A 17353-nucleotide genomic window follows, 5' to 3' on the forward strand; every position below is an offset into this window, starting at 1 on the left:
CAATGGCCTATCGACCGGCGCGCGCGCTTGTGCCAAGCGGGCGGGGTATGAGGACGAGGGACATATCCGAGCAGGCGTGGCCGATGGCCGCCGACCTCTATGGCGAAATGCAGCTCGAGGCGCAGCCGCCCGCGCGGCGGCGGCTGCGCGATTATCTGCCGGGCGCGCTGGTCACGGCAATCGCCGCGCTCGCGGCGGCATGGCTCGCCGATCATTATGCCGTACCGCTGGTGTTGATGGGGCTGCTCATCGGACTTGCGCTGTCCTTTCTCTCGCAGGATGCGCGGACGCACGCGGGGCTCGACCTGATGTCGCAGACCGCGCTGCGCGTCGGCATCGTGCTGCTCGGCGCGCGAATTACCGCCGAACAGCTCGCCAATCTGGGGCCGCTGCCCTTTGCGTTGCTCGTCGGCATCATGCTCGCGGTCATCCTGGTCACCGTCGCGAGTGCGCGGCTGTTCGCGCAGGACAGCCATGCCGCGCTGCTCGCCGGCGGCGCGACGGCGATCTGCGGTGCGTCGGCGGCGCTCGCGCTGTGGTCGCTCATCGGCGACCGGCGCGTCGATCAGGCGCGCTTCACGCTGACGCTGGTCGGGATCACCGTCGCGAGCGCACTCGCAATGACGCTCTATCCCGTTCTCGCCGCGCAGCTGGGACTGGATGATCGTCAGGCGGGTTTCCTGATCGGCGCGTCGATCCACGACGTTGCGCAGGCGATCGGCGGCGGCTTTTCCTATTCGGCCGAGGCGGGCGAGGTCGCGACGATCGTCAAGCTGGCGCGCGTCGCGCTGCTCGCACCGATGCTGATGCTGGTCGCGCTATGGATCGGGCGGCAGGGCGGTGCGGCGCCGACGCGGCGCATCCCGCTGCGCCTGCCGTGGTTCATCCTCGGCTTTCTGGCGCTCGTCGCGGTCAATTCGCTCGTCGCCTTGCCGCAGCCCGTCCGCGCTGGCGCAACGACGGGCGCGCAGGCGCTGCTGCTGCTCGCGATCGTCGCGACCGCGATGAAGGCGCGCCTCTATCTGCTGCTCGATCAGGGGTGGCGCAGCTTTGCGCCGATTGTCGTCGCAACGCTCACGAGCTTTCTGCTCGCGCTCGCCGCGGCGCTGACGCTCTGACGCCGTGACGTCACGTCAAACAATTGATTTATCAGCCTTTCGGTAGCGCCCAGCTGACCGTCAACTGCGTCGCACGGCGCGGAATGTCGAGCTTTGCCTCGCTGAAATTGACCTTCTCGTTCGGCGGGAGCATCCGCACCGGCGGCTTGATCGTCCAGCTGTAGACGATCGTGCCCTGGGCATCGCGCAGCTCGGCGAGGATCGGGGGCACCCGCTGTTCGCGGTCGGTCGGATTGATGATCACCCCCGATGCAGCGAAATAGATCGTGCCGTCGGCAAGTTCGCGGTGATCCTGATTGGGCGGCAGTTCGATCACGAGATCGGGCTCGTCGGTCATGCCGGGAATGCCGAGCCCCTGTGCCCAGCCCGGCAGCCCGAACCAATAAAGCGCGCCGGTCGCGCCGATCATCAAAATCGCCGCGGTCGCCGCAATCAATGTCCAGCGCTTCGCCGGATTGCGGCGCGGCCGCCGGAACGGCAGCGGCGCGTCCTCGGCCGCGGGCGGCGGCGCGGGCTGCGCGGTTTCGGCGAAGGCCGCCGGAGGCGGTGGCGGCGACGATGGCGGCGCGTCGTTCGGCGCGCCACTCGGCTCCGCAGCTTCGGTCGTTGGCGAAGCGGGTTCGGGAGATGGCGCGGCCTCGGGCGCAGGCGCAGGCGCAGGCGGCGGCGCCGCGACCGGCGCTGCGGGTTCCTGGAACCAGCTGTGGCGGCAATTGGCGCAGCGTACGGTACGGCCCGCCGGGCCGATGGCCGTGTCGGGAACGACATAGCGGGTGTGGCAGGACGGGCAGGCAAGGATCATGGCCCTTCTAAACACGCTGATTCGCGGCGTTGCAAGCGCCGCGTGGCCCAAGCCGCCGCACTCGCCGCTTGTCCTGCCGTCATAGCCGTGCAAGAGGCAGCACATGAGCGGCAGCACTCCCCGGTCCGGTGGCGCGATGGTCGAGTTCGACGGGGTTGGTCTGCGCTATGGCCCCGATGCCGAGGTGTTGCGCGACATCAGCTTCAACCTCCAGCCAGGCAGCTTCTATTTCCTCACCGGCCCTTCGGGTGCGGGCAAGACGTCGTTGCTCAAGATGCTCTATCTGGCGCAGCGGCCGAGCCGCGGCATCGTCCGGCTGTTCGGCGAGGATCTTGGGCACATGCCGCGCCATCGCCTGCCCGGTTTTCGCCGCCGGATCGGCGTCGTGTTCCAGGATTTCCGGCTGATCCCGCACCTGACCGCGCGCGACAATATCGCGCTGCCGCTGCGGGTCGCCGGGGTGAGCGAAGAGGATCTGGCGGGTCCGGTGGGCGAGATGCTGAGCTGGATCGGGCTCAGCGAGCGCGCCGACGCGCGCCCCGCGACGCTGTCGGGCGGCGAGCAGCAGCGCGTCGCGATCGCGCGCGCGGTGATCGCCCGCCCCCAACTGCTCGTCGCCGACGAGCCGACGGGGAACGTCGATCCCGACATGGCGATGCGCCTTTTGGGACTGTTCGAGGCGCTCAACCGGCTCGGCACGACGGTCGTCGTCGCGACGCACGATATTCACCTGATCAGCCGGATCGAAAATGTGCAGATGATGCGCCTCGAAAAAGGGCGGCTCGCCGACCCGACGGGCGCGCTGCGCTATCCGCCGAACCGGAGTTGAGGGCGGACGATGATCATTCCGCGCGTTCCCGTCCAGCATCGCAGCCTGCTCCCCGACCGGCGCCTGTCGGGGCCGACGCCGTGGGTCATCGCGATTCTGATGCTCCTCACCCTGCTCGCCGCAGCGGCGGGCGTGGGGCTCGCGCGTTCGGCCAATGCGATCGGCGATGCGATCGCGGACCGCGTCACCGTGCAGATCGTCACCGCCAATCCCGAAATGCGCGCGGAGCAGGCGGCGGCGCTGCTCGACCGCGCCGCCGCGCAGCCCTATGTCCGCTCGGCGCGCGCGGTTGGAAGGGATGAGCTGCTCGCAACGCTCGGCCAATGGTTCGGGAGCGCCGCAGGCGACGATCCGGTGCTCGAATCGCTGCCGCTTCCCGCACTCGTCGACATCGACTTCGCCGGGCCCGACCGTGCGGACCAGATGCGTGCGCTGCGCGCGCTGGTTGCCAAGGAGGCGCCGGGCGCACGGATTATCCCGCACGCCGAATGGCTTGGCCCCGTCGCGCGGCTCATCCGCTCGCTCGCGTGGGTGGCGGGCGCGATGGTCGTACTGATGACGCTCGCGAGTGCCGCCATCGTCATCATGACCGCGCGCGCCGCGCTCGGCACCCATTATGCGACGATCGAGATGCTCCACCTGATCGGCGCGACCGACCGCCAGATTACGCGGCTGTTCCAGCGGCGGATCGCGATCGACACCGCCTATGGCATCGCGCTTGGCACGGCGGTCGCCGCGGCGATCCTGCTGCTCATCGGCTGGCAATGGTCGGGCGTCACGGCGGGCCTCGCCGCGACGGCGTCGCTCGGAACCGCGGGCTGGGCGCTCTTGCTGGCGCTGCCGCTATTGGCTATCGCGCTCGCGGCTTTGACGGCGCGGCAGACATTGCTCGCCGCGCTCAAGAAGATATTATGATCAAGCGCCTGATTTCCTTGTTGTTCCTTGCGTGGGTACTGGGCTTTGCCTGGTTCGCGCTGCTGCCGCCGATGCCCGCAGGGCCGGAAAAGACCGACGCGATCGTCGTGCTCACCGGCGGTCCGGGACGCATCGACCGCGCGCTCGAACGGCTCGAGGCGGGCGATGCCAAGCGGCTTTTGATCAGCGGCGTCGCGCGCGAGGTCAAACCGCGCGAGCTTGCCGCAACCTACAAGCGCCCTCCGCAACTTTTCGATTGCTGCGTCGCGCTGGGTTTCGAGGCAGAGGATACGCGATCGAACGCGACCGAAGTCGCGACCTGGGTTGCGCGGCGCAACTATCGCAGCGTGCGGCTCGTCACGACCGATTGGCACATGCGCCGCGCCGAATATGAAATCGGCCGCGCAGTCGGCGACAAGGTGACGATCCTCCCCGACGCGGTGCGCAGCGAACCGAGCTTCGCGACCCTGTTCCGCGAGTATCACAAATATCTCGCAGGGCTCGTCGGCGGCCTGCTCGGATTGTGAGGCTTTTCGCGTGAGATATGCGGTCGCCCTTGTCCGGTCGATCCTCTTCTGGATCGCCTTTGTGCTGATGAGCAGCATTTCCTCGATCGGCGCCGTCGTCAGCCTGCCGATCTCGCATCGCGCCACGATCTTCTTCGTGCGCATCTGGGCAATATTCCACCGGCTGATCTGCCGCGTTCTGCTCGGCCAGAAGATCATCGTCGAAGGCGAAATGCCCGACGCGCCCGTCCTTTATGTCTTCAAGCATGAATCGGCGTTCGAGACGATCGAACAGCCGATGCTGTTTCGCCACCCGGCGGTTTTCGCCAAGGAAGAGCTGTTCTCGATCCCCGTCTGGGGCCAGGCGGCGCGTTTCTACGGATTGATCCCGGTCGACCGCGACGGCGGCGGCAAGGCGATGCGCGCGATGCTCGGCGCCGCCAAGGCCGCGCTGGCGGCGGGACGGCCGCTCTGCCTCTTTGCCGAGGGAACGCGCGTCCCGCACGGCGAGGCGCCGCCACTGCGCCCCGGTTTTGCCGGCATGTATCGCCTGCTCGGGACCGATGTGATTCCGGTAGCGGTGAACAGCGGCATCGCCTATCCGCCGCGCCGCTGGATCAAATGGCCGGGAACGATCACCTACAAGGTCGGCGAGCGCATCCCTGCCGGCCTTCCGCGCGACGAGGCCGAGGCGCGGGTACGCGCCGCGATCAATGCATTGAACCCGCCGGAGGCGTTGCTGGCGGACTGATCTAATGCTTGCGCCCGAAATCGGGCGCCGCATCGTCCTGCCCCTGCTCGATGATCGAGCGGCGAATCGCGCGCGTGCGCGTGAACCAGTCCTCGAGCCGCGCGCCGTCGCCGCGGCGGATCGCCTGCTGGAGCGCGGTCAGGTCCTCGTTGAACCGCTGCAGGGTCGCGAGCACGGCGTCCTTGTTGGCAAGGAAAACGTCGCGCCACATCACCGGGTCGCTCGCCGCGATGCGCGTGAAATCGCGAAAACCGCCAGCCGAATATTTGATGACCTCGCTCTCGGTCACTTCCTCGAGCTCGCTCGCGGTGCCGACGATCGTATAGGCGATGAGGTGCGGCAGGTGACTCGTCACCGCGAGCACCATGTCGTGGTGCGCCGCGTCCATCGTTTCGACCCTGGCGCCGAGCGCTTTCCAGAAAGCGGCCAGCGCCTCGACCTCGGTCGCGGGCGCATCGGATGCGGGCGTCAGGATGCACCAGCGTCCCTCGAACAATGTCGCAAAGCCCGCCGCCGGGCCGCTGTTTTCGGTCCCTGCCACGGGATGCGCCGGGATCACCGTCCGGCCGGGCAGCGCGCGCGCCAGCGCCTCGGCAATTCCCGCCTTCGATGATCCGACGTCCGACACGATCGCATCGGGGGCAAGGCCGGGTGCAATCGCACGCGCCGCCTCCTCCATCCGGCCGACGGGTACCGCCAGAATCACGAGATCGGCCTCGGCAACCGCCGCCACGGCATCGTCGGCGACGACATCGCACAGCTCGATCGCGCGCGCGGTGTCGCGCACGCTCGCATCGGCGTCGTGGCCCACGACGCGCACATCGGGAAGCTTCGCGCGGACCGCGCGCGCGATCGACGATCCGATCAGGCCAAGCCCGATGATCGCGAGGCTGCCGAAGCGGCGCGTCACGACGTCAATCCGCCAGCGCGGCGCGAATCGCCGCCGCGAGGCCGCGCGTCTCTTCCTCGGTCCCGATCGTCATGCGCAGCGCATTGGGCAGCCCCTGCCCCGGCAGCCAGCGCACGATATAGCCGGCATCCATCAGTCGCTGGTTCATCGTCTCGGCGGTCACCGCGCCATCGAACAGCACGAGCAGGAAATTTGTCGCCGACGGCACGACACGCAGCCCATGATTGCCCAGGCTTTCGATCTCGTCGGCGAGCCATTGGCGCCATTTGGCATTGTGCGTCCGGCTGCGCTCGACGAAATCGTCGTCGCCGAGCGCCGCGATTGCCGCCGCCTGCCCGCAGCGCGTGACGTTGAACGGCGCGCGGATCTTGTGGAGCGCGGCGATCACCGCGCCCGACGCATAGCCCCAACCGATGCGCTCGGCGGCGAGGCCGTGGATTTTCGAAAAGGTGCGCGTGACGAAAACATTGGACGCCGTTCTGGCAAGGTCGAGGCCGCCGTCATCCTCGTGGGGTTCGAGATATTCGGCATAGGCCTGGTCGAGCACGAACAGCACGTCGCCGGGCAGCCCGGCATGGAGCCGCGCCACCTCTTCGCGCGTCGCGAGCGTTCCCGTCGGATTGTTCGGGTTGGCAAGGAAGACGACGCGCGTCTTGTCGGTCACCGCGGCGAGCAGCGCGTCGACGTCGGTCGCATAGTCACGGTCGGGCGCCTCGACGGGCGTCGCGCCGACGCGGCGCGCGGCGATTTCATAGACCGCAAAACCATAGCGGACATAAAGCACCTCGTCGCCGGGGCCGGCAAAGGCGCTCGTCGCAAGGTGCAGCAGCTCGTCCGACCCGGTGCCATAAATGACGCGCGCGGGATCGAGGCCATATTTCGCCGCGATCGCCTCGCGCAGCGCGGCGGCGCCGGGGTCGGGATAGCGCGACAATTCGCCCGCCGCTTCGGCGAAGGCGGCGCGCGCCTTGTCGCCGGTTCCGAGCGGATTTTCGTTTGCCGAAAGCTTGACGAGCGGGCGTCCGTCGGCACCCGCCGACTTGCCTGGAACATAGGGAGCGATGCCGCTGATCCACGGCTTTGGCTGCAAGGTGCGCGTCGTGTCGGTCATGCGGGGCCGTTTAGCGGTTGTGGCGGTCGAGTCCAGTGCGTTGACAGCCCCCGCGCACGCGCTTAGCCCCGCGCGAACGATGGCGAGCCTGCTCCACCAGATCCAGCATCAAAGCGTGACGATCGACGCGCCGCTTCCGCTCGACAGCGGCCAGTCGCTGCCATCGGTGACGATCGCCTGGCAAAGCTATGGCGCGCTCAACGCCGACAAGTCGAACGCGCTGCTCGTCTGCCACGCGCTCACCGGCGACCAATATGTCGCGAGCGACCATCCTGCGACGGGCAAACCGGGCTGGTGGGCGCGGATGGTCGGGCCGGGCAAGCCGATCGACACCGACCGCTTTTACGTGATCTGCGCCAATGTGCTTGGCAGCTGCATGGGATCGAGCGGCCCCGCGACTCCCGACCCGGCGACCGGCGCGCCGCTCGGCATGGATTTCCCCGTCATCACCATCGGCGACATGGTGCGCGCGCAGGCGATGCTGCTCGACCATCTCGGCATCGCGCGACTTCATGCCGTCGTCGGCGGGTCGATGGGCGGGATGCAGGCGCTCGCCTGGGCGGCGCATTATCCCGAGCGGCTCGTCTCGGCGGTCGTCATCGCCAGCGCCGCGCGCCATTCGGCGCAGAATATCGCATTCCACGAGGTCGGGCGGCAGGCGATCATGGCCGACCCCGACTGGCAGGACGGCCAATATTACGGCAGCGCGCGCAGCCCGGCAAAGGGCCTCGCGGTCGCGCGCATGGCCGCGCATATCACCTATCTGTCCGAAGAAGGGCTGACCGAAAAGTTCGGCCGCCGCCTGCAGGCGCGCGACATCAAGAGCTTCGGCTTCGACGCCGATTTCCAGATCGAATCCTATCTGCGGCACCAGGGGCTCGCCTTCACCGACCGTTTCGACGCCAACGCCTATCTCTATATCACGCGCGCGATGGACTATTTCGACCTCGCCGAACCGCACGACGGCCAGCTCGCGGGCGCTTTCGCGCGGTCGAATGAGGTGCGTTTCACGCTCGTCAGCTTCGACACCGACTGGCTTTACCCCACCGCCGAATCGCGCCGCATCGTCCAGGCGCTGCAGAGCGTCGGCGCCGCTGCGAGCTTCGTCGAATTGTCGGCGCCCTTCGGCCACGACAGCTTCCTCCTCGACGTCCCCGCGCTCGACCGGCTCGTCGCCGGGGCGCTACAATCCGGTGCCGCATGACCGCAGCCTATCGCCTGTCCTTCGAACCGTCCGAGATGCAGGTGGCGTCGATCCACGCCTTTCTCGCGCAAAGCTATTGGTCGGCCGATATCCCGCTCACCGTCGTCGTACGCGCGATCGCGGGTTCGCTGTGCGTCGGCGCCTTTACCGACGATGGCGAACAGGTCGGGTTCGCGCGCGTCGTGACCGATCGCGCGACTTTTGCCTATCTGGCGGATGTCTATGTTCTCGATGCCCATCGCGGGCACGGACTTGCCTCGCAAATGGTCCAGGCACTGCACGATCATCCCGACCTGCAGGGACTGCGGCGGTGGATGCTGGCGACGCGCGACGCGCATCGGCTCTATGCCGCACTCGGCTGGACGGCGATCAAGGACAGCGCGCCGTTCATGCAGCGCCATTTCCCCGACGTCTATTGCGAGGCGCACCCATGACGCTGCGCCCCGACCTGGCGATTATCGCCGATGCCGTTCCCGCGGGCGCGCGCATCCTCGACATCGGTTGCGGCGACGGCACGCTGATGGCGGCGCTGCGCGACGACAAGCGCGTCGACGCGCGCGGGCTGGAGATTGACGCGGCGAACGTCACCACCGCGATCGCGCGCGGCCTGTCGGTCGTGCAGGGCGACGCGAACCGCGACCTTTCAGGCTATCCCGCCGATGGCTTCGACTATGCGATCCTGTCGCAGACGCTGCAGACGACCGAGCGACCCGACCGCGTCGTCGACGAGCTGCTCCGCATCGCGCCGCGCGCGTTCGTCAGCTTCCCCAATTTCGCGCACTGGCGCGTGCGGCTGTCGCTGCTGTGGAACGGGCGGATGCCCGTCACCCGGCTTTTGCCCGTCGCATGGTACGCGACGCCGAATATCCACCATGTCACGGTCCGCGACTTTCGCGAACTCGTGCGCGCAAAGGGCATAAAGGTCGATGCCGTCTGGTATCTGAACCGCGACCGCACGACCGGCGACGCCGCTGCCAGTTGGCGCGCAGAGCACGCCATCTTCCTGATTTCGCGCGGCTAATCCCGCCGCTTCAGTCCGTTTGCGAGCAGATCGTTCGCGATGCGGGCGACGTCGCAAATGTCGGCGGTTTCGTCCCACAGGCCATAGCGCATGCCCAGAAAGACGTTCATTCCGGCGATCGCCCAGGCGTGAACCTCGCCCGCGTCGGCGCGGATTTCGCCGCGCGCCGCGCCCGCCTCGAGTCGCTGGCGCATGCGCGCGACCGTCGTTTCATAATGGCGGCGATAACTGGCGTAATCGACGAATTCGGCCTCGTCGATGATGCGATAGATTTCCTTGTGCTCGCGCACGAAGCCGAGGAAGGAGAGGAGGCCGGCGCGCTCTGCCGCAATCTCGTCGGGCGCTTCCTGAACGATCGGCGTGACATGGTCGCGCAGCTGCTCGCTCATATAGCGGACGAGCGCCTGGAAGATCTCCTCTTTCGAATCGAAATAGGTGTAGAAGCTGCCGAGCGCAGTCCCGGCGCGCCGCGTGATCCCGCTGATCGACGCATCATGAAAGCCGCGTTCGCCGAACTCGACGGCCGCCGCGTCGAGCAGCTTGCGCAGCGTTCGGCGCCCGCGTTCGGTGCGCGGCGTCTTGTCGCGGTTCGCGGCTTCGGTGCCGTGCCCAGATTGCGGCTGATCCATAGCGGTCTTCCATCTCCCCCGCATCGCCCCTGACCTCCATCGTGGCATTTTCGCACCACTGGCAAGCAAAAAACGTGCTTTTCATTTTCCAAGTTGAAACTTGGTTCATGTTTCATTATTGGGTGCGGCACAGCTTGGCAAGTCCGGCTTAACAAAAACAACGGGTGGCGAGGGGTCACCCCGTCAAGGGAGAGAGATCATGCGTTCATCCGCCCGCAGCCTGCGCCGCGCCGTTCTGGCGACGAGCGCGCTTTCGATGCTCGGCTTTGCCCCCGCCGCCTTTGCGCAGGACGAAGGCGCGAGCGCCGCGTCCGACGACGACGCCATCGTCGTCACGGCCCGCCGCCGCGACGAGCGGCTGATCGACGTTCCAATTGCGGTTTCGTCAATATCCGGCGAGGCGCTGGCCAATGCAGGCGCCATCGACATCACCGATGTCGCAGCCAGCGCCCCGAACGTCACGCTCGAGGTTTCGCGCGGCACCAACAATACGCTTTCGGCCTTTATCCGCGGCGTCGGGCAGCAGGATCCGGTCGCCGGTTTCGAGGCGGGGGTTGGCCTCTATCTTGACGATGTCGTGCTCAACCGCCCGCAGGGGGCGGTGCTCGACATATATGACGTCGAACGCATCGAAGTGCTGCGCGGGCCACAGGGCACCCTCTATGGCCGCAACACCATCGGCGGGGCGGTGAAATATGTCACCAAGCGCATCGGCGATACCGCGGAGTTCAAACTGCGCGGCACCTATGGCAGCTATGACCAGGCTGACGGCGTGATCAGCGCTGCGGTGCCGTTGGGCGACGGCACCGTCCGCGTCGGCGGTGCCGTCGCGCGTCTCAGCCGCGGCGGCTTTGGCACCAATCTGACGACAGGGCGCGAGAATTATAACAAGGACGTCTGGGCGGGCCGGGGAACGGTCGAAATCGTGCCCGGCGACGACGCTTTTTTCCGCATCACCGGCGACTACACGCGCGACAAAAGCGAAACGCGCGGCGGCCATCGCCTGATCACCTCGCTGGCGACCGGCGCCCCCGTGCTCGACGATGTGTTCGACAGCCGCGGCGCCCTCGTCAGCCCGACGCAGGATGTCGAGGCCTGGGGATTCTCGGCGCTTGGCGAACTCAAACCGACCGACTGGCTGACCGTCCGCACGATCACCGGCTATCGCAAGGACGACAGCGCGACTCCGATCGACTTCGATGCCCTGCCCGCCGTCGATCTCGATGTGCCGGCCTTTTACAACAACAAGCAAATCAGTCAGGAAATTCAGCTGTTGTTCGACGTGGGGCGGTTCAACGGCTTGATCGGTGGCTATTATCTCGACGCGAGTGCGCGCACGACCTTCGACGTTCGTCTGCCGGGTACGGTCACGGCGCTCACCTTTGGCGATGTCGACACCAGGACCGGCGCAATTTTCGGCGATTTCACCTATGACATCACCGATCAGCTGAGCCTCTCGGCCGGCGGCCGCTACACGTGGGACCGTCGCACTTCGATCGTCCAGCGCAACGTCTATCTCGGATCGTCGCCCTTCTTCGGCGGCACCACGGCGCCGATCGTTCGCCAGACCGATTTCCGTGGCACGGCCGATTTCAAGAAATTTACACCGCGCGCCTCGATCGCTTTCAAGCCGACGCAGGATCACACTGTCTATGCCTCCTACTCCAAAGGGTTCAAGGGCGGCGGCTTCGATCCGCGCGGCGTCGGCACGGCCGCGCCCGATGCCAATGGCAACGGCATCGGCGGCGCCGGCGGCGACTATGAGGACATCTACAATTTCCTGTCATTCGATCCGGAAACGGTCGATAGCTACGAGCTTGGCTGGAAAGGACAATTGTTCGACCGCCGCCTGACATTCGCGCTCGCCGCCTTCTACGCCGACTATACCGACATTCAGATTCCGGGCTCGGTCGGCGCGGTCGTCGGCGGCGTCCAGACCTTTATCGGCATCACCACCAACGCGGGCAAGGCGACGTTCAAGGGCCTCGAGTTCGAAGGCAATCTTGTCGCCGCGCGCGATTTCGGCGTCGACGGCGATTCGCTCAACTTCAGCTGGGCGCTCGGATATCTCGATGCAAAGTTCGACCGGTTCATCGATTCGCGCGGTATCGACGTTGCGGATCGACGGTCCATTCAGAACACCCCCGACCTGACTGCTTCGGGCACCCTTTCGTACAGTACGCCGGTCGGCGAGGGTTCGATCAACGCGAGCACCACAATTTCCTATCGCAGTGCGAGCCAGCAGTTTGAAATCCCGACCCCCGGCCTCGATCAGCCCGGCTTTGCCTTGTGGGACGCCAATCTGGTGTGGAACATCGACGACATATTCTCGCTCGGGGTTCATGGCCGCAACCTGACGAACAAGCGGTACATCACGTCCGGATACAACTTCCTGCGTCAGAACCCCGACACCGGTCAGTTCATTCTTCTCAATGGCCAGCCGGGCATCAGCTCGACCCTGGGCGCCGAAGGTGTTCTGACCGCCTATTACGGCAATCCGCGCCAGGTCTTCGTGACCGGCACGGTCAAATTCTGACGCGTTGGACATAATGGGGGGAGGGGCGCCGCTTTGGCGCCCCTTTTCTTTGGGAGCGGTCAGCCCGCGAGCGGCGGCGCGCCCTTGTCCGCCACCATCCGTTCGCCGTCGATGACGATCGGGCTTGCGAGCCCGTCGACCGCTGCGCCCTCGGGCCGAAAGCGCATCCCGCGCGCGACCACCTGCGGGTCGGCGAAGACCGCGGCCATGTCGTTGATCGGCCCCGCGGGTATCCCCTGGGCCTCGAGCGCGAGCGCCAGCGGCTGCGCCTCCCACGTCGCGATGCGCGCGGCGAGCAGCGGGATCAACTCCCTGCGATGCTCAAGCCGCGCGGCATTGGTTGCAAAGCGCGGGTCGTCCGCGCAATCGGGCGCGCCCAACAGCACGCACAGCCGCCGGAACTGGCTGTCGTTGCCCACCGCAATCACCAGATCGCCGTCGGCGGTCGCGAACGCCTGATAGGGGACGACGTTCGCGTGGCCGTTGCCCATGCGTCGCGGCGACACGCCGCTCGTCAGATAGTTGGCAGCCTGATTGGCGAGTACCCCGACCTGGCAATCGAGCAGCGCCATGTCGATGTGCGCGCCGCCGCCCTGGGCCTCGCCCATGGCGTCACGACGCCGCAACGCCGCAAGGATCGCGACCGCCGAATACATGCCCGTGAAAATGTCGGCATAGGCGATTCCCGCCTTCTGCGGCGGGCCGTCGGGCTCGCCCGTCAGCGCCATCGCGCCGCCCATCGCCTGGATGATGAAGTCATATCCCGCGCGCCCGGCATAAGGACCGGTCTGCCCGAAACCGGTGATCGAACAGACGATCAGCCGGGGGAAATCGGCGCGCAGCCGCGCGGGGTCGAGCCCATATTTGGCGAGGCCGCCGACCTTGTAATTTTCGATGACGACGTCGGCGCCCGCAATCAGGTCGCGGATCTCGGCCTGCCCCGCCGCGGTCGCGATATCGATCGCGACGCCGCGCTTGCCGCGGTTGCAGCTGTGATAATAGGCCGCGCCCAGATTGTCACCGTCGGCGCCGGTGACGAAGGGCGGCCCCCAGTGGCGCGTATCGTCGCCCTGTCGCGGCCGTTCGACCTTGATCACCTCTGCGCCAAGGTCGGCGAGCAACTGCCCGCACCACGGCCCCGCAAGCACCCGCGCCAGTTCGACGACGCGGACGCCCTCGAGCGGCCTCGGATCAGGCAAAGGCGCTGATGCCGGTAATCGCGCGGCCGAGGATCAGCGCGTGGACGTCGTGCGTCCCTTCATAGGTGTTCACCGTTTCGAGGTTCACCGCATGACGGATGACATGATATTCGGCGGCGATCCCGTTGCCGCCGTGCATGTCGCGCGCAACGCGTGCGATGTCGAGCGCCTTGCCGCAATTGTTGCGCTTCAGGAAACTGATCATGTCGGGCGCGAGCCGCCCCTCGTCGATCAGCCGCCCGACGCGCAGCGCCGCTTGCGTTCCGAGCGCGATTTCGGTGAGCATGTTCGCGAGCTTCAGCTGAACGATCTGGTTCGCCGCGAGCGGACGCCCGAACTGCTTGCGCTCGAGCGTGTAATTGCGCGCGGCCTCGTAACAGAATTCGGCGGCGCCCATCGCGCCCCAGCCGATGCCGTAACGCGCACGGTTGAGGCAGCCGAACGGCCCTTTCAGCCCCGAGACGTGCGGCAGCAGTGCATCCTCGCCGACCTCGACGCCGTCCATCACGATTTCGCCGGTGATCGAGGCGCGCAAGCTGACCTTGCCCTCGATCTTGGGCGCCGACAGCCCCTTCATCCCCTTTTCGAGGATGAAGCCGCGGATCGCGCCGTCGTGCGCGTCCGACTTCGCCCACACGACGAAAACGTCGGCGATGGGCGAATTGGTGATCCACATCTTCGCGCCCTTGAGGCGATAGCCGCCCTCGATCTTTTCGGCGCGCGTGCGCATTCCGGCGGGGTCGCTGCCCGCATCGGGTTCGGTGAGCCCGAAACAACCGATCAGCTCGCCCGACGCGAGGCCGGGGAGAAAACGCTTCTTCTGCTCGTCGCTGCCATAGGCGTTGATCGGATGCATCACGAGCGAGCTTTGCACCGAACAGGCCGAACGATAGCCCGAATCGACGCGCTCGACTTCGCGCGCGATCAGCCCGTAGCTGACATAATTGAGCCCCGCGCCGCCATATTCGGGGTCGATCGTCGCGCCGAGCAACCCGAGCGCGCCCATTTCGGACATGATCTCGCGGTCGAATCGCTCGTCGAGAAAGGCCGAGGTCACGCGCGGCAGCAGCGCGTCGGTCGCATAGCTGCGCGCGGTATCGCGCACCATGCGCTCCTCTTCGGTCAGCTGATCGTCGAGCTGGAGGGGGTCGAGCGGGTCGAGCGCCTCGATGCGCTGCGGATCGGCGAGGGCCATGAAAGGGCTTTCTTCAAAGGCGACCGGCGCCGCGCGCGGGCCGGTGCTAGGGGGTCCGATCGCCCTGGCTGCGGGCGATTGCGGCAGCGGGGCTGTCGCGCGGTTCCAGTATCGCCGCAGTCTCGATCAGGTCAAGCGCGCGGCGCGCTTCATGATAGCGGCGCGCATCCATGATCCAGTCGGCGGCGTCATCGGCGCCGGGCATCGCCTCGACCTCCTCGATCGCCTTGTCGACCTGGCCCGCCGACAAATAGCGACGTGCACGGTCGAGGCGCTCCGACGCGCGCGGCGATTGGGTGCCCGCGGGACGCACGACGAACAGCTCGGACAATTCACGGCGCAGGCCGGTCCACAGGCTGCCGCCATCCTCGGCACCGCGACCGACAAGCTCGGGCGCAAGCCGGTCGAGCGCGGTGCGCAATTGTTCGAGCGTCACCGGGTCGCGCGAGGTGTCGATGATCGTTTTCACCGCATTGGGCTGGTCGTCGCCAAAGCGCAGCCGGAGCTGGGCGTCGAGATAGCCGAGCGACAGCCCGCGGTCGAGCGCGCGACGCACTGCAAAGGCGACGAGCAGCCCTTCGGCGCGCGAGGCATTGCCCGACGCCGATTCGGCCTGCAGCGTGATGCGCGACAGGCGCTGCTCGAGTTCGGCGACGCGCGCTGCGAGCGCGCTGGCGCCATCGACCGGTGCGACGACCATCGCCGGTTGCGCGGCGACCGCAGCCTCGGCCGTGGTGCCGATCAGCGTGTCGGCAGCCGCCGGTTCGGGAGCAGCCTTCGCCGCCGCCGGGCGATCTTCGACAGCTATCAGGCGGTTCATCGCCCAGCCGCCGCCGACGATGCCGATCAACAGCAGCAGCGCCGCTCCGATCGCCAATGTGCGGAACGATGGCCCCTTCGTCGATGCCGCGCCATTCGCAGGCGCAGCCGTGTCGAAGTTTTCGATTGGCATGTTTCTCTTTCGAACGACCCTGTTATCCCCTCTTGTGGCACAAAGCATGTGCCTCTGCCAACATTGCGGCGTCGTCGGGGCGAGGAGAAATTGCCAATCCGGCCCAACCAGCGCCCGCAGCGTCCGCCGCGGCGGCACTTATCGCAAGCAAGATCAGATGCTTACGCTCCGGCCCCATCAGGTCGGACAGCCGGGCAGCCGCCCGTGACGAATGCACCATCATCACCGCCGGCCCGGCAACCAGCGCGCTCCATTCGGCGGGGGGATCGACCGGGTCGACCGCATAGACCGGACGCGCGGTGAGCGCGGCGCCGCGCGCATCGAACGACGACCGTTCGCGCCCGCAAAGCCATAGAATCCTTGTAAAATTCTGTGACGTCATAGCGTCAAGAAGCCCCTGCCCGTCGCCCGGGCCGATTGCGGTCACGGCCAGCCCCGCCGCACGCGCCGCGGCGGCGGTCGCATCGCCGACGGCAAATACGGGTAGGCCCGCAAGCGCAGCAATCCCCGGCCCCGCCAAGCGCGGCGCCTGTGCGCTGGTCAGCATCAGCGCGTCGAAATCGGCGGGATCGGGCGGCGTCCAGTCGAGCGGATGCGCGGCGAACAGGGGCATGTGCCGCACGTCGAGCCCCATGGCCGCAGCGCGCTCGACCGTCTGCGCGCCGCCGGGGTCGGGACGAACGACAACGAGCGGAATCGCGCCCCTCATACCGTGAAAAGGCGCTTTACCGACGCGGGCGCCTGCGCCAGCAGGCGGTGCCCCAAAGCCTCGGCGTCGGCGGAGTCAGACACGAAGGTCGCACCGCCAATATGATCGGCCCCGTCTTCCGAGAATATTTCGGCGAAAAGCCGCAGGCGCCCGTCGTCCTGCCACATCGCATGGGCCGCCACCGGCGAGCGGCAATCGCCGCCGAGCGCCGCGAGCAGCGCGCGTTCGGCGGCGACGGCGCGATGCGTCGGTTCATGGTCGACCGCAGCAACCAGCGCGCGCGTCGCGGCATCGTCGGCGCGGCACTCGATCCCGATCGCGCCCTGCGACGCCGCCGGGAGCAGGATCTCGGCCGATTGGGCAAAGCCGACGTCGTGCATCCCGAGCCGGTCGAGACCCGCCGCCGCAAGCAGGGTCGCATCGCAGTCGCCGCTGTTCAGCTTGGCGAGGCGCGTCGCCACATTGCCGCGCAGCAGCGGCGTTTCGAGGTCGGGCCGAAGCTTTTTGACCTGCGCGGCGCGGCGCGGGCTGCTCGTCCCCAGCCGCGCACCCTGCGGCAGGTCGGCGATCGTCTGCGCTTCCAGCCCGTCACGCATGACAAGCCGGTCGCGCGGATCGGCGCGCTCGAGCATCGCCGCGACGTGAAAGCGCGGATCGCGGATCGTCTCGACATCCTTGAGGCTGTGCACCGCGACATCGATCACGCCTGCGTCGAGCATCGCGTCCAGTTCGCGCGTCCACAGCGCCTTGCCGCCGACCTCGGCGAGCGCGCGGTCCTGGATCTTGTCGCCCGTCGCGGTGACCGGCACGATTTCGAGCGCCTGCGGATCGAGCCCGTGACTCGCAATCAGCGTGGCAACCGCCATATGCGCCTGCGCCATCGCGAGCGGCGAGGCGCGCGTGCCGATGCGAAGCGGGTGGTCGGGCGTCGGAAGCATGGTCATCGTGCCGCTGCTAGCGTGGCTT

18 protein-coding genes are annotated in these 17353 nt (G+C 67.3%); 9 read left to right on the plus strand and 9 right to left on the minus strand.

Translation table 11 applies throughout. The features are described from left to right. Nucleotides 1-83: 83 nt before the first annotated feature. The gene (locus tag H7692_RS09150; protein WP_227340085.1) at nucleotides 84-1118 is read left to right on the plus strand and encodes a YeiH family protein; all 1035 of its coding nucleotides are present in this window, start codon (nucleotides 84-86) and stop codon (nucleotides 1116-1118) included. Between the two features lie 31 nt (nucleotides 1119-1149). Here the strand turns inward: H7692_RS09150 and H7692_RS09155 are convergent, their stop codons facing one another. Then, the gene (locus tag H7692_RS09155; RefSeq protein WP_222136620.1) at nucleotides 1150-1920 is read right to left on the minus strand and encodes a zinc-ribbon domain-containing protein; all 771 of its coding nucleotides are present in this window, start codon (nucleotides 1918-1920) and stop codon (nucleotides 1150-1152) included. A gap of 103 nt (nucleotides 1921-2023) precedes the next feature. Here H7692_RS09155 and ftsE point away from each other — a divergent pair, with 103 nt between their 5' ends. The 4 genes from ftsE to H7692_RS09175 are packed head-to-tail and all read left to right on the plus strand — an operon-like array spanning nucleotide 2024 to nucleotide 4921. Further along, nucleotides 2024-2749, plus strand: coding sequence for a cell division ATP-binding protein FtsE (gene ftsE, locus H7692_RS09160; RefSeq protein WP_201928560.1), 726 nt, complete (start codon nucleotides 2024-2026; stop codon nucleotides 2747-2749). Between the two features lie 9 nt (nucleotides 2750-2758). Continuing rightward, entirely contained in the window at nucleotides 2759-3664 is a 906-nt protein-coding gene (locus H7692_RS09165) for a cell division protein FtsX (protein ID WP_222136622.1), read from the plus strand. Further along, nucleotides 3661-4191 (plus strand): YdcF family protein, encoded by a 531-nt coding sequence (locus tag H7692_RS09170; protein WP_201928558.1) that lies wholly within the window; start codon nucleotides 3661-3663, stop codon nucleotides 4189-4191. The genes H7692_RS09165 and H7692_RS09170 overlap by 4 nt, the downstream gene beginning before the upstream one ends. 10 nt (nucleotides 4192-4201) lie before the next feature. Further along, on the plus strand, nucleotides 4202-4921 hold the full coding sequence (locus H7692_RS09175) for a lysophospholipid acyltransferase family protein (RefSeq protein WP_201928557.1): 720 nt from the start codon (nucleotides 4202-4204) through the stop codon (nucleotides 4919-4921). A gap of 1 nt (nucleotide 4922) precedes the next feature. Here the strand turns inward: H7692_RS09175 and H7692_RS09180 are convergent, their stop codons facing one another. Both H7692_RS09180 and hisC read right to left on the minus strand, forming a co-directional pair. Then, nucleotides 4923-5831: a prephenate/arogenate dehydrogenase family protein gene (locus H7692_RS09180; RefSeq protein ID WP_222136624.1), complete on the minus strand. Its 909-nt coding sequence runs from the start codon at nucleotides 5829-5831 to the stop codon at nucleotides 4923-4925. A 4-nt stretch (nucleotides 5832-5835) separates the two neighbouring features. Continuing rightward, nucleotides 5836-6942, minus strand: a complete 1107-nt coding sequence (gene hisC / locus H7692_RS09185) for a histidinol-phosphate transaminase (protein ID WP_222136625.1) — start codon at nucleotides 6940-6942, stop codon at nucleotides 5836-5838. Between the two features lie 79 nt (nucleotides 6943-7021). Between hisC and metX the strand changes: the two genes are divergently transcribed. From metX to metW, 3 genes are read left to right on the plus strand one after another with little or no spacing between them, the layout of a single operon-like run. Beyond that, nucleotides 7022-8146 carry a homoserine O-acetyltransferase MetX gene (metX, locus tag H7692_RS09190; protein WP_222136627.1) on the plus strand — a complete coding sequence of 375 codons (1125 nt, stop codon included), beginning with the start codon at nucleotides 7022-7024 and terminating at the stop codon, nucleotides 8144-8146. Beyond that, a complete protein-coding gene (locus H7692_RS09195; protein WP_222136629.1) occupies nucleotides 8143-8580 on the plus strand; it encodes a GNAT family N-acetyltransferase in 438 nt (145 codons plus the stop codon). Before metX ends, H7692_RS09195 begins: the two co-directional genes overlap by 4 nt. Further along, nucleotides 8577-9167 carry a methionine biosynthesis protein MetW gene (metW, locus tag H7692_RS09200; protein WP_201928552.1) on the plus strand — a complete coding sequence of 197 codons (591 nt, stop codon included), beginning with the start codon at nucleotides 8577-8579 and terminating at the stop codon, nucleotides 9165-9167. The genes H7692_RS09195 and metW overlap by 4 nt, the downstream gene beginning before the upstream one ends. Here metW and H7692_RS09205 read toward each other — a convergent pair. Further along, nucleotides 9164-9796 carry a TetR/AcrR family transcriptional regulator gene (locus tag H7692_RS09205; protein WP_201928551.1) on the minus strand — a complete coding sequence of 211 codons (633 nt, stop codon included), beginning with the start codon at nucleotides 9794-9796 and terminating at the stop codon, nucleotides 9164-9166. The genes metW and H7692_RS09205 overlap by 4 nt on opposite strands. A gap of 199 nt (nucleotides 9797-9995) precedes the next feature. Here H7692_RS09205 and H7692_RS09210 point away from each other — a divergent pair, with 199 nt between their 5' ends. After that, nucleotides 9996-12332, plus strand: a complete 2337-nt coding sequence (locus H7692_RS09210; protein WP_201928550.1) for a TonB-dependent receptor — start codon at nucleotides 9996-9998, stop codon at nucleotides 12330-12332. A 59-nt stretch (nucleotides 12333-12391) separates the two neighbouring features. Here the strand turns inward: H7692_RS09210 and H7692_RS09215 are convergent, their stop codons facing one another. The 5 genes from H7692_RS09215 to hemC are packed head-to-tail and all read right to left on the minus strand — an operon-like array spanning nucleotide 12392 to nucleotide 17331. Next, nucleotides 12392-13531, minus strand: a complete 1140-nt coding sequence (locus tag H7692_RS09215) for a CaiB/BaiF CoA transferase family protein (RefSeq protein WP_201928549.1) — start codon at nucleotides 13529-13531, stop codon at nucleotides 12392-12394. Further along, nucleotides 13524-14726, minus strand: coding sequence for an acyl-CoA dehydrogenase (locus H7692_RS09220; protein WP_201928548.1), 1203 nt, complete (start codon nucleotides 14724-14726; stop codon nucleotides 13524-13526). Before H7692_RS09220 ends, H7692_RS09215 begins: the two co-directional genes overlap by 8 nt. 46 nt (nucleotides 14727-14772) lie before the next feature. Continuing rightward, on the minus strand, nucleotides 14773-15678 hold the full coding sequence (locus H7692_RS09225; RefSeq protein ID WP_201928547.1) for a mitofilin family membrane protein: 906 nt from the start codon (nucleotides 15676-15678) through the stop codon (nucleotides 14773-14775). 22 nt (nucleotides 15679-15700) lie between these two features. Next, entirely contained in the window at nucleotides 15701-16387 is a 687-nt protein-coding gene (locus H7692_RS09230; protein WP_222136631.1) for a uroporphyrinogen-III synthase, read from the minus strand. Then, the gene (hemC, locus tag H7692_RS09235) at nucleotides 16384-17331 is read right to left on the minus strand and encodes a hydroxymethylbilane synthase (RefSeq protein WP_201928545.1); all 948 of its coding nucleotides are present in this window, start codon (nucleotides 17329-17331) and stop codon (nucleotides 16384-16386) included. The genes H7692_RS09230 and hemC overlap by 4 nt, the downstream gene beginning before the upstream one ends. Nucleotides 17332-17353 lie beyond the last annotated feature (22 nt).

Origin of the sequence: Sphingopyxis sp. P8, assembly GCF_020622175.1 — a bacterium.
In the GTDB taxonomy this organism is placed as follows: Bacteria; Pseudomonadota; Alphaproteobacteria; order Sphingomonadales; family Sphingomonadaceae; genus Sphingopyxis; species Sphingopyxis jiangsuensis.

Bases quoted from the DNA above. Each gene is read 5' to 3' on its own strand.
- H7692_RS09155 (WP_222136620.1), bottom strand. From the start codon at position 1,920: ATGATCCTTGCCTGCCCGTCCTGCCACACCCGCTATGTCGTTCCCGAC.
- H7692_RS09210 (WP_201928550.1), top strand. From the start codon at position 9,996: ATGCGTTCATCCGCCCGCAGCCTGCGCCGCGCCGTTCTGGCGACGAGC.
- metX (WP_222136627.1), top strand. From the start codon at position 7,022: ATGGCGAGCCTGCTCCACCAGATCCAGCATCAAAGCGTGACGATCGAC.
- H7692_RS09195 (WP_222136629.1), top strand. From the start codon at position 8,143: ATGACCGCAGCCTATCGCCTGTCCTTCGAACCGTCCGAGATGCAGGTG.
- H7692_RS09205 (WP_201928551.1), bottom strand. From the start codon at position 9,796: ATGGATCAGCCGCAATCTGGGCACGGCACCGAAGCCGCGAACCGCGAC.
- hemC (WP_201928545.1), bottom strand. From the start codon at position 17,331: ATGACCATGCTTCCGACGCCCGACCACCCGCTTCGCATCGGCACGCGC.
- H7692_RS09170 (WP_201928558.1), top strand. From the start codon at position 3,661: ATGATCAAGCGCCTGATTTCCTTGTTGTTCCTTGCGTGGGTACTGGGC.
- hisC (WP_222136625.1), bottom strand. From the start codon at position 6,942: ATGACCGACACGACGCGCACCTTGCAGCCAAAGCCGTGGATCAGCGGC.
- ftsE (WP_201928560.1), top strand. From the start codon at position 2,024: ATGAGCGGCAGCACTCCCCGGTCCGGTGGCGCGATGGTCGAGTTCGAC.
- metW (WP_201928552.1), top strand. From the start codon at position 8,577: ATGACGCTGCGCCCCGACCTGGCGATTATCGCCGATGCCGTTCCCGCG.
- H7692_RS09220 (WP_201928548.1), bottom strand. From the start codon at position 14,726: ATGGCCCTCGCCGATCCGCAGCGCATCGAGGCGCTCGACCCGCTCGAC.
- H7692_RS09150 (WP_227340085.1), top strand. From the start codon at position 84: ATGGCCGCCGACCTCTATGGCGAAATGCAGCTCGAGGCGCAGCCGCCC.
- H7692_RS09230 (WP_222136631.1), bottom strand. From the start codon at position 16,387: ATGAGGGGCGCGATTCCGCTCGTTGTCGTTCGTCCCGACCCCGGCGGC.
- H7692_RS09165 (WP_222136622.1), top strand. From the start codon at position 2,759: ATGATCATTCCGCGCGTTCCCGTCCAGCATCGCAGCCTGCTCCCCGAC.
- H7692_RS09225 (WP_201928547.1), bottom strand. From the start codon at position 15,678: ATGCCAATCGAAAACTTCGACACGGCTGCGCCTGCGAATGGCGCGGCA.